Origin of the sequence: Hydrogenoanaerobacterium sp. (genome assembly GCF_032017025.1) — a bacterium.
Lineage (GTDB): Bacteria > Bacillota > Clostridia > Oscillospirales > Ruminococcaceae > Hydrogenoanaerobacterium.
On record NZ_DALZQO010000016.1, the window covers coordinates 1 to 14593 of the forward strand.

Below are 14593 nucleotides of genomic sequence, written 5' to 3' on the forward strand. Positions count from 1 at the left end.
ATCGCATGATGCCCGCAGCGCAAGAGAATCGTATGATGCCCGCAGCGCAAGAGAACCGTATGATGCCCGCAGCGCAAGAGAATCGCATGATGCCCGCAGCGCAAGAGAATCGCATGATGCCCGCAGCGCAAGAGAACCGTATGATGCCCGCAGCGCAAGAGAATCGTATGATGCCCGCAGCGCAAGAGAATCGTATGATGCCCGCAGCGCAAGAGAACCGCATGGCACCTGCGGTGCAAGAGAATCGCATGATGCCCGCAGCGCAAGAGAACCGCATGGCACCTGCGGTGCAAGAGAATCGCATGATGCCCGCAGCGCAAGAGAATCGTATGATGCCCGCAGCGCAAGAGAATCGAGAAATGCCTAAGTTGGCTGGAATGCAAGAAAATAGCGCGATGCACGAAATGCATAGAATGCATATGCAAGAGAGAGCTGCCATGGGAATGGAAGATTGCTATATGCCCGCTCTGGCAATGGCGTATGTTCCTATGCAAAAATGGCGCGGCATCTATGAGCCCGACGTAGCATTTGCAAGAGGCACGCTTTTTTCTGAGCTTGACAAGCCTTTTATCGGTGAGGAGGTCAGATTTAGATGAGCAATGAACAAAAAGTATTAGCCAACCGCATTAAGGTTTGCGATTTAATTCTGGTTGAAACCGGCCTTTTTCTTGACACTCACCCTACCGACAAAGACGCACTGGCCTTCTTTAAAAAATATAACGACCTGTACACTCAGGCAAAAAATGAGTACATCGAAAAATACGGCCCCATTATGCAGACCGACTACAACGGCGGCGACCGTTGGAACTGGATTGACAGCCCATGGCCGTGGGAACACGAGGAGGATAATTGACCTATGTGGAAATATCAGAAAAAATTACAATATCCCGTTAAGATCAAAACTCCGAATCCTGCCAGCGCTAAAATTATCATGGCGCAGCTTGGCGGTCCCGACCGAAAAAGGTGATAGTGACTATTAAAACAGAAAAGCAAAGGGTGCGTCCTTGGCTTTTCTACTCATATCCTATATCTATCTGTTTTTCGTAATTTCACCGTCACAATATGGGCATGAGTTTTTATTCCACGCTCCAACCATTTTCGTAATATTTATAGATTCACCACATGAGGAACATGGATAAATTTCGCCCTCCTCAATTTGAATTCTCTTAATTATTTGTGTTGGGTCGTATATGTATCGACGAACTCGATCATGAATTATACTGTACTCTGTCACATATGTCATGCGTCGATCCTTAGAGTGCAAATCGTAAATAGTTGAATAATTTAAAGCATATATTGATAATTTATTTTCTTTATTGGAGTCCTTATGAGGGACATGGCCTTTACGAAAATGCAATAAACGGTGGTATATTAAGTCAGAGTATTCTACTCGTGATAAACACTCAATATTTGTTTTTGATTCTTCAATAGCAAGATGACTAGACTTTTTGCCTAGGCAAAAGAGTTCTAAGCTATTCCAAACTTGCAGCGTTCTTGAATTATCTTTAATATTACTTAACTTCTTTTCTCCATTATTCTTAATAGCTTCGATTACCATACTCTCACTAATATATTGATAGGGTCTTCCTGGCAATAGAGATCCCGTTCTATATGATTGATATTCAGACCAACACTTTAATAGCATAGTTCCAAAATCTCTGGAATTTCCCATGCTTGCAAGAATAAGAGTTTCAAAGTTATGAGAATTATTAAAAAGTATATCGATGTTTATTGCCTCATTGTCAAAATAAAAATATAATCGTTTATTAATAAATTCCCTAAAATAGTTAATACAGATTTCCTTATCTCTTCGTGAGTTTTCAAAAACCAAGTTTTCATCTAAATTAATGTAATGTTGTAGGTCAGCGCCATTATCTAAATAATGAAGACCACCACGATATGGAACAATGCTTATCCAAAAATATAACGGATTATCTATAATACGATCTATAAAAAAGGATAAATATTCTTGTAGCACAGGTTTATAGTATATTTTTTCCCATTCATCGACATAAAAAGTAATTGCTTTAATCTGTAATAATTGCATAAGATTTAAAAATTGATCACGAACAGAATTTATATTAAGGTATTTTAAATATGTATTATTAGAAGATATCCTTTGGGATACTTCTTCGCTAAGGCTTGATGATATGTTTGACTGTAATGCGGCACTCGTAAAACCTAGTTTAGCTTCTATTGAATTTACTAAACTTATTAAACTTTGAGTATACTCTTCTTCCCCAATGGTCCCTATTGATAAGTTGCCAAATGCTTCATTTCCATTCCGAACCACGCTTTTAAATTCTGTGAGTTTTACAATAGCCTCTCTCAAATTTTGAATTAATCTTTTTTTGTCATGATTAAATACTCCTAAAAGCCTACTTAGTAAGTCTGGATTTTCTAACTGAGATAATACGAGTTTCAACTGTTTTGACATCTCATCATACATAAAAATGCTGAATATGCGGTTAAATATTTCTTGGTCAATAGCCGTGGGAAAATTCAATCGCTTTATGTTAAGATATATACATAATACTCGCTCTGCTTTATTGTTATAGAAATTTTCATTAATTGCTTGCCTCGCTAATAATAATATATGTGTCTTCCCAGTTCCTCTTAAGCCAGATACAATCCCGCTAGCAGTAGTTGAATAGGCAATCAAATCTGATAACTGGTTTTTAACATCCACATGAGTCTCTTTAAGTTCCAATATTTTTTCTTCATCAGCGTCCATACTTAACTCATAATCAGCACGTAAATCAGAAAATGCCCGGTTCATTTTTTCTATAAAATCATCATCGTTCACAAATTCTTTTAGTACTACTCTTTCGGGTCTGCTCATATTTAAATCTTCCTTCCATAAAATCGGCATAAAGTTATATTTTACTATCTAGTAAATACTTTCCATCTGTATAATACAACTATACCATCCCTCAGAATACAAGTAAATATCTTAAATACCAATATTATGCAGCATATTTCTACATACTATTGCAGCAAAAAAGCCGGGGATATGCATCAACTGCACGTCCCCGGCTTTTACTTTATCTATTCGTATTTTTTACAAATTCGCCGATACTTCTAATTGTATTCTCGGCCTTGTCAGCTCTGGCATTTGCTGCTGTGAGCTGCGCCTGCAGCTCCTTGCAGTGTTCACACTCGGCGGGCGCTGGCCTGCTCCAATTGTTCAGCCCCGCGGCCTTTATGATTGCAGGGTAGTCTTTGTAGCAGTAGTTTACATCGCAGTTGGCATTTACGCCGCTGATCTCCCCGGTGATGGTGTAATCCCTGCCCTTTTCTCCCCACTTTCCCACAACTCCATGCTGCCAGATCCCATACTCTCCTGTAAAGCCCGGCTTATCTACACCGTAGTGAGCTACCCATATCCCATAACGCTTAATGCGCTCCGGAGCGTAGCGGTACAGCTGTGTAAGCGGCGATGCCGACATATACAGTAGTGCAAAGTAACCGGCATCCTCTACAGTGCTCATAAAAGCATCAATAATATCTAGCTGCGTGTTCAGCGGCAGAGGCTTATGGTATTTACCTTTGCTGTCGTATCCGCCGAGCTGTGTAACATCCTCAAAATCAAAAGCGACGGGATACTCAGGTCTGAGCCCCTGAATTACACGCAGAAAAAAATTAGCCTCTTTGCGGGCATCTGCTGCACTGGTGGCATAGCTGTAATGGTACAGCCCGTAGGGGATTCCGATTTTACCTGCACCGGCTACGTTATTTTTAAACTGCCTATCGATCTGCTGATCGTTGTCCCATCCATAGCAGGCGCGGATCATTACCGCGTCTGCATTGACTTTTGCCCAATCGATAATCCCTTGATGGGATGATACGTCGATAACTTTAGTTTGCATCCTGTCTTGCCTCCTCCAGCTTTGCCTTATCCTCCGCTTTACTCTTAATGTTTTTTACCAGTGGCAGCAAAAATGGCGGCAGCTCTACGCCGATATCGATAATGTTTTCCAGTATGGATATAATCTCATTGCAAATCAGCCAAACCGCTGCCAAGCAGGCCACAACAAAGGTAAACTGCAACGGGATGCCAATTGTGTTAGTGGCGTACATTATCAGCCAATCTACTGCGGCACCAAGCCCTACCAACAGCCACATGCACATCTTTTTTACGATGCCGCGTATACCCTTGTAGCTGCTTACCGTCTCTCCGCGGTATTTAGCTGCATATAACCCCGTTACATAATCGGCAAAATTTAACCCTGCCAACATGTACATTGGTATCGCTAGAATACCAAGCCAACTGGAAAGCGCCGTAAAAATTGCAATAAAAAAAGCCTTTACTTTGTCCACTTTTTACTCCTCCTTATTGTTTGCAGTCAACTGCAAAATCTCGTTTTTCACCTGTTCCTGTTCTTCCGCTTTGCTTTATACTTGTATTCCAATTTTCTTCATTTGCTTTTCAAGGTACGTAAACTGACCTAGGGTCGCGAAGATGCGATATTCTGTCTGTTCCGGTGTGTCTGGCGTACTAGGTTCAACAACTACAGGTTTTTCCAGAAATCCTGCATCGATAGAATAGTCAGAATGAGTGAATTGTTCTTTGTTATCGGTGACAATTGTTATTTCTTCGGTGTTTGTCTCGTTACGAAGTAAAGTTCTTAGATTATCGTAGTTTACTTCTGACGATCTGAAAACAAATTCTAAGCCTTCTCGCACCGAACCTTTGCAAAAAGGTTTCGCACCATTTACCATTATTATTGGCAGTTCCGTTTTATCTTTTAATATGATTTTCATATACAAGCCCTTCTTTCTATTTAGAAATATTTTGAATTGCTTTCTCGGCGCCGTTAATCTTAAGGTTTTTAATCGTGCCAGTGTTAGTGCCGTTTGTGGTACTGTATTGGTCTAAAACTATATAAAATTGTCCAGACCCAGTAGTGGTGTAGCTGACAGCGCCATTTATTGTTGAGCTAAAACTTTTTACAGTTGTACCACCAATAACACCTATGAACAGACCTCTCATACTGCTTAACGAACCATAATGTTCAAATGTTATAACTGCACCACTCGTAAGATTGCCTAACATAAAATTTACCGAGCCAGATTTACCTACCGTATTTGAAGTTACACTGTATGACGCAGTTTTTGTGTTTACATCACAGCTTATATAACTTCCTGTTGCAGCATATTCATTGAACCATGATTGTAAAATTTCCACGGCAGCATGTACTAACCTGTTTACACCTTGAGAGCCTTCGAAGCGTTTCTGGATTTGCCTGTTCACGCCTTGCAAGCCCTGCCATGCCTGTGAAACTGCTCTGTTTACACCTTGAGCACCTTGAACTATCGACATCTCAACACCACCTTAATACACATGGTGAATCCAACCTTCACCCAAGAATGATGTAGGTGCCGATTGACTTATTGTGATATTTTGAGTGTGGTATATCATACTACCCGCTTCTGCGGCGGCCTTATGAAACTCTAAATGGAAACCCCTATTATGTCTACCATCCCAAGTGTTAGATTGGTAAATCTGTAATATTTGCTTACCGCCGTTTTCTGCGTCGGACTGTGATGCTCCTGTCTGAATTACAACATCATCAGCTAAGTATCCAGCTTTTTTAAATACCATTGCCACTCCTGACCATGTTCCGACCGTATTGCTATGTGGGAGTATTGCATCTACGTTTCCGTAAACTAGCGCTCTTGCTTTTTGGGCAGTTCCTCCTGCTTCTGTAACAATTTTGGTACCCGCCGCACCAGTTGCTTCATTCATTCTTAGATGGAATCCATCAAAACCTGTGTTTTCCGAAAACAAATTCAACATATCATCAGAAGCATTTTTGACGCGCTGAATTACAAAATCAAAAGGAAGCGTTCCTGCTTTCTTTAAACGAATTCCAGAAACACCCGCTGTTTCTGTATTTAAGTGTTCTGCTGATACATTACCGTTTGCACCTAACGCAACTGATCGATATGCCTCATACACCTTACGTTGGTCTACCACCGTTACGCTCATGTCCTGTAAAATTGTGTTATCACAAGATACTGTAGTTATACCGTCGTAGGTGGTCAATTTGATGTTTGGGTATGTGATTAGGGGTACGGAGAGTTCGTAGAGAATTGTAACAGGCTTTCCTGCGGCGGTCTGATTTTTAAGATAGTCGTTAAACTTATTGTGTTTTTCAGTTTTCGAGAGATTGTCGTTCCAGCCAGATAAACGTGTTTTTTTAATAGATATATAGTATCTGTTATCTGAATCGAATACGCTTGCACCCTCAGCGGAAGAAGTATATGCAGTGTTGCCATCGATCAATGGAAAGTGAGAACTTGATTGCGTGTTCTGTTCCGCCTTTAATTGTACAGGTTTGATATTGGATATTCTAATTAGAAACGAAATAAAATCCGTATCTTCGTACATCTCGCTGTACACAAATCCACTTGCATCTAAAAAAACAGACTTACCAATCCGTTTTGTAAGTTTGCCTCCAATCCCGTCATACTCGTCGCACACACCATTTGGTAAGCTATATAATTCCGCTTGCAACGTGGCGGTATTACTATTACCCTTACCATCCGAAGCGGTAAACACGGGATTGATAACACTCTGAAAGGTTGCTATATTATCTGGACTGATTTCGGCGTCGGGGTTTGGCTTAGTAACCAGTGTGCGCCCCTTGATACTCGGCAAGAGGTAGTCCCCTGCTTTGGTGTTTGGGATTGTAACGGTTTTTCCCTCGTAAACACCGAGGTTGTACTTCACCCCGCTCTCGCCCCACCCCTCTAACTCCGTATCAATTTTATCCCAGTTGTTATTTAAAGCCTCGGTGATATTAAACGTCTTTTTCTTCTCAACTTCCGGCTCGTACTGGAACAGTTTTAAAAATTTAGTTAGCTTACTCATAGAGTCCCTCCTAAAATGCAAAAATATCGAGTGTCTTTGTTTCTATCTGCTCCAATGTCATTGTCTCGTGGATGTCACGGATGAGCAAATAGCTGTAAAGGTACCCGAAGGTGAGGTGCGCAGGCTTGATCTCTTTTACCGTTGCCGTTAGGTCATCCAAATTTGGCGGCGTTCCGAGCCGGCCGGTAAACTTGACCTCGAAGTGATACTGCTGCGGATGCTCAATCACTTCTACCTCGGTATCGGCAAAGCTTGCCGCAACATTTCGGATCATCTCTGCGGTAGCTGTTCCCTGCCCGCGCATCTTGCTGATAATGCGAGTGCGGCGGTATTCATACGGTTTGGTTGTGTCTGTTTTAATTCCGTAGGTACGCTCCCATAAATCCAGCCCCCATGTTGCCGTCATCGGGTCAAGCTGTTTAAAGTAATCGTCCCGTGCTGCCCATAACTTTTCAATTGGCACCTGCAGAGCATTCTGCCAATCCACCGTCTCGGGGCTATCCTTATAGTTTGGCGTAAGGTAATCAATCAACCGTCTCACGTCACAACCACCTCTCCAAGTATCGGCACTTGATCTTCACCGATCATTACATTATCCGTGCTACCGTTTACAGTTAGCGCAGTGTAATCGATCACCCCATCTACATCCAGCAGCATATAGGCAATGCGGTTAAACGGTATTTCATACCGCTCAAATGCAATTCCGCGTAAATACTCGCTTAAGCTGACCGCAAATTTTGCCTGCACTTCCTGTGGCGTGGTCTTGCTTTCAACTTGCACTTCGGCGGCAATTTCAATTTTGAGCTCCTCCGCATTTACTACCGTTACACCCACGCAAACAGGCCTGTTTTTTTCGATATGCTCAGCACAGGCGGTAACTACTACGCTGTCTACCGGTTTCCTGTCTGGTCCGGCAATCAACACTTTTACGGTACCTCCGCCGTGCGCGGCAGGGAAGATGCGGGCAGCGCCAACACCATTTACCTCAAGTGCCCACTGCTCGTAATGGTATTCGTTTCCGCTCGTGGGTGGTTTCTTTCGGTAGGCATCCAGCCTATTGACTAGGCTTTCGTCGCTTTCCGGGTCGGTGCCTCCTTTTACTGCGGCGGTATTGGTTACAGAAGTCACTCCGGGTATGCTTACATACTGCTGTGTGATTTTATCCGCCTCAACATTGTACTGTGCCCCTACCTCCTGAGCCTCTGCCAATACCGTGGCCAGTCCGCTACTGAGCACCGCATCCGCAACGGTGATAAATTGCAGCCCATCCGTAGTGGTAAAAATCGTCCCCGCCGGTATCCTTGTGCCATCTGTACCCTTGATGGTGAGCACCGCCTGTGCCTTTGTCCCTTTTTTGCGGGTGATATTATACCACCCTGCCTGCTTATCAATGTATTTGCCACTGGTTTTGTCCACGTAAAACAGCGGTATGGTTTCACGCATTCCGGTGTAAACCTTGTACATCTCCAGCGCCATCGCCGCAGTCATCTCCTGGATAAAACTGCCCTCGCGGGTATCAATGTCTGTTTCCATCGCAGCGTAAACATTCTGTTCGATGCTCTCCGGCGTTATATTGTCAAACATGTACCTTCACCTCCCCATATGCGGTAATCAATCGGCAGCTTATTTTCAGTGCACCCTCTGAAAATTCTACGTTAATGTCGTCAATCTCCTCAATATATGGGTTGATCTCCAAGCACTCCCGCACATAGCGCGCCGCCTCGCTGCGCTTCAGCTCTTCGGTAAATGGTTGCCCGATTAACTCCTCGCACTCGTTGCCGTACCCGTGGCTGTAAATCTCATAACGGAAACGCGGTACCTGCAGAGCTTTCCACGCCCATACAAGTACCGCCTCTGCGCCTGTTATAAATACAGGTGAGCCTCTGCTCCATATCGGTATGTTGTGCTCGTAATCCCATGCAACCTCGCGGTACAGCGGCAACTCGCTTGTCTGCTCTGCTGTTCCGCGTGGCTGAATAATTGGAAACAGGCTCATCCCATTTTCACCACCTTGCACAGTACAATAAAGGTTTGATCGTCTTCGCTGAGCAGCGCTACCGTGTCACCGGGCGCAAGGCTTACTGGGTGGCTGATTCCCGTGCTCAGCATCCCGCCTGTGGCTTCCAGCTTTTTCATGCTCCCCTGCTGACAGTCGCAAGTGGCGTCCAGCGTTCCGGTAACGTCCAGTAGCGATACCTTCTCCTCATGCCCCAGCAGCGCACGGTTTACATATAGGTCACTGCCCGACAGCGGTATTCCGCCTGCCTGTATCACCAAGGGTGCAGCGCTGGTCACCGTTCCGATGCGCAGCATTTGCTTGGCTTTCCCGCCCTTCACGCCTTCGGCCATCTTTACATATGGATTGTCCTCCAATGCTCATTCCTCCCTATTTGATGATTTCTCCGACGGTTTTTTCATCCATCATCGCCTTAAAGTTTACAATCAGCTTGTTGGTGTAAACTCCGTTTTTCCACGAGTGGGTATCAGTATCTATATAAAACAGCCCATACAGGCCTGTGTAAGGCTCCTGCACAACCACGCAGTTTCCTGCGGTGCAAGAGATATCCCCCAAGTTGTTTACGGTAATTTTTTGCTCCACGTCTCCCTCATCCAGCAGCTGCTGAGCTTTAGGTGCAACGCTTTCCTTGGTTTGCTTTATTGCCTGCTGCATCAGCCCGTACAGCTTAATATTCTCTTTGTGCTGCAGGGTTTGCAGCAGGTTTCCCGATTGATCGTAGACAGCGACCGAGTTTACCATATTCTCCACGCTCTCGGTTGTGGTGGCATCCATAAGGTTGCTGCCTCCGGCAATGATGATGGTGCTTTCTCCCGGCGCTTTTACCCGCACCTGCAGCTTGGTGCCTACAAAGCCGATATGATACTTTTTCTTTGTGACCTCACTCGCCAATGTGTACATCGTGCGGATGATATCCCAAAGCGAATATCCAGGGAAGTTTCGCGATATATTGGCCCCTGTCACCGCCAGCTCCCCCACCGGTATGCCATACTCTGCGCATAGTGTCCTCGCAACGCCCTCAGGTGTTGCGCCTACGTATTTTTTCGCCACTTCAATTTTTTTGAGGTAAAATCCACGGTCATAGCACACAAGGTCAATTACACTTGCTACGGTGCTCTTGGTACGGCTCATCACGTAACCATCAAAAAGGGTTTCCCCCTCCTCCTCCAGCACGATACCACAGCCGACTTTGCAATCAACCTCCGGCACTTTGCTGTCGTAAGGCGATGAGACCAATCCGATATCCAATGTGCGGGCGCATTGACGGTAGTCTCCTGACCAGTTGATTTTCGTGACCAACTCCGATAGATCAAATGTCCCCTCGCTGTTGGTTAAGTAAACCTGCGGCATGTGCTACACCCCCAGTTTGCTTTTGCTCGGTATATTGATTACTCGCCCCGCCATGATGATATTGGCGTTTGGTATTCCGTTGTAACGGGCCAGTGCGTTGTAGGTGGCAGGTTTATCGTTGCCATAGTATTTGCGGCAGATGGCGCACATCGTATCGCCGTACTGGATGGTATAAGCAAGGTCAGATGATAGCGTATTGCTCTCTCCGGCGCGTGGTTTGTTTACCGCTGCAGAGGTATCGGCAATCTGCACCGCCTCCAATGCCTTATGCTCGCGCAGCGTAATGGTGGCATATACGTCGTTGGTACCATCCTGCTCACCGTATGCGATACTCTCAATCCTAACCGGTATGTTTACAGGTGTATCACTAACGATAAATCTCAGCACCGTTCCCCGCAAACTCCACTTCTGAAAGGTTTTCACGTAGCCGTACGGTTCGTCCTCTGCATCCGCAAAGTCGTAATCCCGCTCTGGGAACATGCATTCCAGCTTTATGGTCGCCAGCGTCTTTTTTCCTGCAATATCCGCGTCGCCTACATCGTGGATGTTTACTGTTTCAATGCGGATTCCGTAGTCCACCACGAAACTCTCCGGTGTAACAGGTAGCGCCAATTCTTTGCTGCGGTCTTTAAAAATAAATCTGCGAAGCAATGTCTCCCTCCTCCTTTTTACGTACAAAAAAGCAAGCCAACGGATTTCTCCGCCGGCTCGCTGATATAATGTAATTATTTTTACTTACTTGGTTTAATTGGTTTAATTCCCTCCTTTTCAGATACTTCTTTTGCAGCATCGTCATCTGGCATAATGTAAAACGCACTGTACCCGTCGTTCGCCTCATTGAAAAAGTATCTTACATTTCCAGCGGTCGTTGCTCTTAAGTCTAGTATGTTTTGTGGGGCATCTTCAAAAATATATAAATTCTTCTCAATTTTCTCCACCATTCCCGGATTGAAAATATCTATAAGGAGTTCAATGTAATATCCGTTTCTGGCTGCCATTTCTTCATCTTTAGCATATAGGTTAAGCTCAACCATCTTAACCTTTCCCGCTTCTTTATCTCGGTCAGGAACTCCGACTCCTACCTCAATCTTAACAAACCTTTCATCCTTTTCAAATCCATAAACAATGGTTGATCCGTAATCAGTAATCTCAAGATTTGTATACCCGTCCGCTTCCGCTCTTCTGTTTATTTCTTTTATTAAGTCATCCGAAGTCACCTCGAACCATTTTTCAGTTTTGTTTTTTTGAGCTTCATATGCGTTACTCGTTGAATACGATGCACAACCACTAATCACAATAACGCAAATTGCTAAAATTAAAAGAGCTATTCTTCTTTTCATAATAATCCTCCCTATCGGATGTTTTTTCTATCATAACATAATAGGGATAATTTTACAATTATAGTAACTCTTGCGCCCTTATTACCTGTGTAGCAATCTCCCTAGCTATAGCTTCAATATCTGCCTCCTCTCGTACCATATAGTTTCCTCCCATTTGTATCGTCACGCTGGGTGTACTCTTTGCGCTGTACGCCCTGTTTTCGCTGGCTGTTAAAACCCGCTCACCCTCATGCAAAAGTGAGGGGAAACCATTGTATGGTACGTATCCCATACCGAACGCCTTTCCAGATGGCGGGCTTGATGCCGACGCTTGATTGTGTTTAGCAGCATCGAATCCATACTGGTTTTTTGCAACATCCTGTATAGCTTTGGCAGATTCCTCTGAGTTGATATAGCTTACGATTCCTCTTGTAAACTCCTGTCCGAGCTCCCAACCAAAGTGATTCCATGATTCTTTAAGCGTTTTTCCTATCCCTTCAATTAGGTTTTTGTCCGCTTCTTCCAGCTCTTTGTATGCTTTCGAATTTCGGTAATCGCTTTCTGCCTTTGTACGGGCCTCCATTAAAACCCTGCCGGCTTCTGCGCCTTGCAGCCCTTTTTCTTCTATCTGCCTAAACGCTTCTCTTTCCGCATTTCTGATTTGCCATTCGTACTGATTTTCCAGTTCAGCCTTCCATTCTCCTATTAAACGGTTGGCTTCTTGCATTTTTTGCCCGCTTTCCCCGCTTAAGTATTCTACTTGATCAGCCAGTCCGGTTTTACGCCGCTCGTTGTACCCTTCGCCCATAGCATTCTGCATTTCCTGCTGTAAGCCTTCTACAGTTGATTTTAGTCCCGCATAAGTCTGGCTTTGCAGTGACATTGCGCCTTCGTTGGCTTCTCCCATCGAATCCGCAATAATGCGAGCTGCATCTGCGCCGGGAATCAGCCCTCTGGATACCATTTCGGTAATCTTCGCTTTGGATTTTCCCAACGCATCTGAGAGATAATCAAGTGCAGGGATTCCGCGCTCCATCAGCGGGTTTAGGTATTCCATTGTGGTTTTACCTGTAGAGTTCATGCGTCCAATGTAGGTCGATACCATCGCCATGCTCTGAGTGTCCATACCCAGCGCCGCCCCGGTGTCTCCTACCTTGGTCAAAAGTTTCGGTATCTCATCCGGGCTATAGCCGTAAGTGCTCATTACCTTACTCATTTGTTTAAGGTCGTTGTATAAAAACGGCGTGGTATTTGCCATGTCCTTGATACCACTTAGAAAGTCTTTGGCAGTGTTTTCATCCCCCATCAGCTTTGAAAACGCAATTTGATCCATCTCTCGCTCGGCAGCGAACCCGCTGCCCGTAGTTAGATCTGTCGCCATTCGCTCCTGCTGAATCCCGTACTGCTCCTGAACAACACCCTTAAACGCATCATCCTGCTTTGCAAAATGCTGTGTTGCCGCAGTGATTCCTCCAGATATAACACCGGCCACTGCTCCAACGGCAGCTCCCGGCAATCCTCCCGCCATAGCTCCCATCGCAGCGCCCGATATTGTGCCCGAGAGCATCGTGTTGATCGCACTTCCCGCTTCTCCGCCAAACGCGCTGGTAATGCCTACGCTCAGCGCACCAGACAGCGAATCACCAATCATCTTGGTCATCCCCGCAGCGGCAAGGGAGCCGAGTAAGTCGCTTTCTGTGCTCCCGCCCCTTATCCCCCCGCTTGCCCGGTTCTCCGCTTTACTTACAGCGCTTGTGAGGTTCAGCATGTCTTTTTCGGCTTGCCTTGCATTTTTTGCTACGAGGTCGAGGTTTCGCTTAACATTGTCATAGTCAGCATTCGCAAGTTCCAGCGCCATTCTATCGGCAGCATCACCGGTAGCCTCAAACTGCTTTTGTGCTTCTTTCAGCGCTTTTTTGGCGGCATCTGATTCAACCTTTAGAGTGGTTTTGTTCTGGTTCAGCTTGTCGAGTTTGAGCTGCAAGCCATCTAAGTCTTTGTTAAAGCTACGGTTTGCCGCCTGCATCGTTTTACAGGCATCCGAAAAAGTTTCTTTTGCGCTGATCATAATGCCAATGTCACGCCCCATACGATCCCTCCTTTGCACAAATGCTGTTGTAAAGTAACCGCAGCATCATTTTTTCACCATCCGGCAGGCGGTAATATGTGCCCGGGAGGATGTGCAGCTCGCACACCACCCAGAGCATCATATTTTCCTCCGTCCCGCCGGTTAAGAGTTTTTTTCAAACTCCTCCAACACATCCCTGCGGTAACCGGATAGTTTTTCAATCTCACGAGCGATATCCTCAATTTCACCGGGCAAAAGCAGCTTTTCCACTAGCTCCGTAGGCGTGGCTGCTTTGTATTTTTCCATCAGTTCTCGGTTGCGCAGTTCGGGCTCAACAACACCCTCAAGCAAAATCGATACACCCAAATCGGCAGGTTCATTTTTAATCTGCAATACCTGCTCGTACCCAAGCCCGGTAATGGTAAAGGTTACGTCACCTCCGCATTCCCTACTCAGGCGCTTCACCTTCAGCTTTTTTGTTTGGGGTTTGGTAGGCTCCATTTTGAGTAGCAAATCCATTACCTCGCTCACGTCCTCACCTCCACCTTATCCAGATATTCAAAGTCGGTAAACGTAAACGGGCATTCCACCTTGCCGGTCACATCCGCCTCCCAGTCTGCCAGCGTCAGGTCGTCAAACGATACGCCTTTCAGCGATACGCGCTCAGCTCCATACGCATCGGGGTCCGCCAACTTGGAAATTACATTAAAGCGCACGTCTTTACCCGCACGAATTGCCTCTCCCACCTTGATCGCCATGCGGCTGTTCACCTTGTACAGCTTCAGCGATCCGGTGTATTTTACGCTTTTAATTTTAAAGTCATTTCCCATTGATCCGCACATTGGGATATCCTCTTTGTTAAACGCGCCCTTTGCTTGCAGCCCATAGCACTCGCTCACAAGGTCGTTGTCCAGCCATACCGAGCCGTGGGTTCCGCTCATTGCTCTTTTTGCGCTATCCAT

The 14593-nt window shown here is 45.2% G+C and carries 18 protein-coding genes and 1 pseudogene; 3 read left to right on the forward strand and 16 right to left on the reverse strand.

Features of this window, described 5'->3' with window-relative positions; all coding sequences use genetic code 11:
- The 3 genes and pseudogenes from RTV33_RS10235 to RTV33_RS10245 all read left to right on the forward strand — a co-directional run.
- A partial coding sequence (locus tag RTV33_RS10235; RefSeq protein ID WP_312643967.1) for a spore coat associated protein CotJA occupies positions 1 to 596 on the forward strand: 596 nt, incomplete at its 5' end.
- Positions 593 to 853 carry a spore coat protein CotJB gene (locus RTV33_RS10240; RefSeq protein WP_312643969.1) on the forward strand — a complete coding sequence of 87 codons (261 nt, stop codon included), beginning with the start codon at positions 593 to 595 and terminating at the stop codon, positions 851 to 853. The genes RTV33_RS10235 and RTV33_RS10240, both read left to right, overlap by 4 nt.
- Before the next feature lie 3 nt (positions 854 to 856).
- Positions 857 to 955: pseudogene (locus RTV33_RS10245) on the forward strand (manganese catalase family protein); the annotation flags it as partial.
- A 75-nt stretch (positions 956 to 1030) separates the two neighbouring features.
- On the opposite strand, the gene RTV33_RS10250 reads toward RTV33_RS10245, so the two are convergent.
- The 16 genes from RTV33_RS10250 to RTV33_RS10325 all read right to left on the reverse strand — a co-directional run bounded on the left by RTV33_RS10250 (position 1031) and on the right by RTV33_RS10325 (position 14593).
- Positions 1031 to 2842: a hypothetical protein gene (locus tag RTV33_RS10250; RefSeq protein ID WP_312643971.1), complete on the reverse strand. Its 1812-nt coding sequence runs from the start codon at positions 2840 to 2842 to the stop codon at positions 1031 to 1033.
- 202 nt (positions 2843 to 3044) lie between these two features.
- Positions 3045 to 3869, reverse strand: coding sequence for a glycoside hydrolase family 25 protein (locus RTV33_RS10255; protein WP_312643973.1), 825 nt, complete (start codon positions 3867 to 3869; stop codon positions 3045 to 3047).
- Complete coding sequence (locus RTV33_RS10260) at positions 3859 to 4320, reverse strand: phage holin family protein (RefSeq protein WP_312643974.1); 462 nt, start codon at positions 4318 to 4320, stop codon at positions 3859 to 3861. Before RTV33_RS10260 ends, RTV33_RS10255 begins: the two co-directional genes overlap by 11 nt.
- A 75-nt stretch (positions 4321 to 4395) precedes the next feature.
- Positions 4396 to 4764, reverse strand: coding sequence for a hypothetical protein (locus RTV33_RS10265; RefSeq protein WP_312643976.1), 369 nt, complete (start codon positions 4762 to 4764; stop codon positions 4396 to 4398).
- A gap of 16 nt (positions 4765 to 4780) precedes the next feature.
- Complete coding sequence (locus tag RTV33_RS10270) at positions 4781 to 5323, reverse strand: hypothetical protein (protein ID WP_312643978.1); 543 nt, start codon at positions 5321 to 5323, stop codon at positions 4781 to 4783.
- Positions 5324 to 5335: 12 nt separating this feature from the next.
- A complete protein-coding gene (locus tag RTV33_RS10275) occupies positions 5336 to 6877 on the reverse strand; it encodes a hypothetical protein (protein ID WP_312643980.1) in 1542 nt (513 codons plus the stop codon).
- A gap of 10 nt (positions 6878 to 6887) precedes the next feature.
- A complete protein-coding gene (locus RTV33_RS10280; RefSeq protein ID WP_312643982.1) occupies positions 6888 to 7418 on the reverse strand; it encodes a putative phage tail protein in 531 nt (176 codons plus the stop codon).
- Positions 7415 to 8461, reverse strand: a complete 1047-nt coding sequence (locus RTV33_RS10285; RefSeq protein WP_312643984.1) for a baseplate J/gp47 family protein — start codon at positions 8459 to 8461, stop codon at positions 7415 to 7417. The genes RTV33_RS10280 and RTV33_RS10285 overlap by 4 nt, the downstream gene beginning before the upstream one ends.
- Positions 8454 to 8873 (reverse strand): DUF2634 domain-containing protein, encoded by a 420-nt coding sequence (locus RTV33_RS10290; RefSeq protein WP_312643986.1) that lies wholly within the window; start codon positions 8871 to 8873, stop codon positions 8454 to 8456. The genes RTV33_RS10285 and RTV33_RS10290 overlap by 8 nt, the downstream gene beginning before the upstream one ends.
- Positions 8870 to 9250 (reverse strand): DUF2577 family protein, encoded by a 381-nt coding sequence (locus tag RTV33_RS10295; RefSeq protein WP_312643988.1) that lies wholly within the window; start codon positions 9248 to 9250, stop codon positions 8870 to 8872. The genes RTV33_RS10290 and RTV33_RS10295 overlap by 4 nt, the downstream gene beginning before the upstream one ends.
- A gap of 13 nt (positions 9251 to 9263) precedes the next feature.
- Positions 9264 to 10244 (reverse strand): hypothetical protein, encoded by a 981-nt coding sequence (locus tag RTV33_RS10300; protein WP_312643990.1) that lies wholly within the window; start codon positions 10242 to 10244, stop codon positions 9264 to 9266.
- Between the two features lie 3 nt (positions 10245 to 10247).
- The gene (locus RTV33_RS10305) at positions 10248 to 10895 is read right to left on the reverse strand and encodes a LysM domain-containing protein (protein WP_312643992.1); all 648 of its coding nucleotides are present in this window, start codon (positions 10893 to 10895) and stop codon (positions 10248 to 10250) included.
- Between the two features lie 80 nt (positions 10896 to 10975).
- Positions 10976 to 11584, reverse strand: coding sequence for a hypothetical protein (locus tag RTV33_RS10310; protein ID WP_312643994.1), 609 nt, complete (start codon positions 11582 to 11584; stop codon positions 10976 to 10978).
- A 58-nt stretch (positions 11585 to 11642) separates the two neighbouring features.
- Positions 11643 to 13652 (reverse strand): tape measure protein, encoded by a 2010-nt coding sequence (locus RTV33_RS10315; RefSeq protein WP_312643996.1) that lies wholly within the window; start codon positions 13650 to 13652, stop codon positions 11643 to 11645.
- 141 nt (positions 13653 to 13793) lie between these two features.
- Positions 13794 to 14162, reverse strand: coding sequence for a phage tail assembly chaperone (locus RTV33_RS10320; protein WP_312643997.1), 369 nt, complete (start codon positions 14160 to 14162; stop codon positions 13794 to 13796).
- On the reverse strand, positions 14159 to 14593 hold the full coding sequence (locus RTV33_RS10325) for a phage tail tube protein (protein ID WP_312643999.1): 435 nt from the start codon (positions 14591 to 14593) through the stop codon (positions 14159 to 14161). The genes RTV33_RS10320 and RTV33_RS10325 overlap by 4 nt, the downstream gene beginning before the upstream one ends.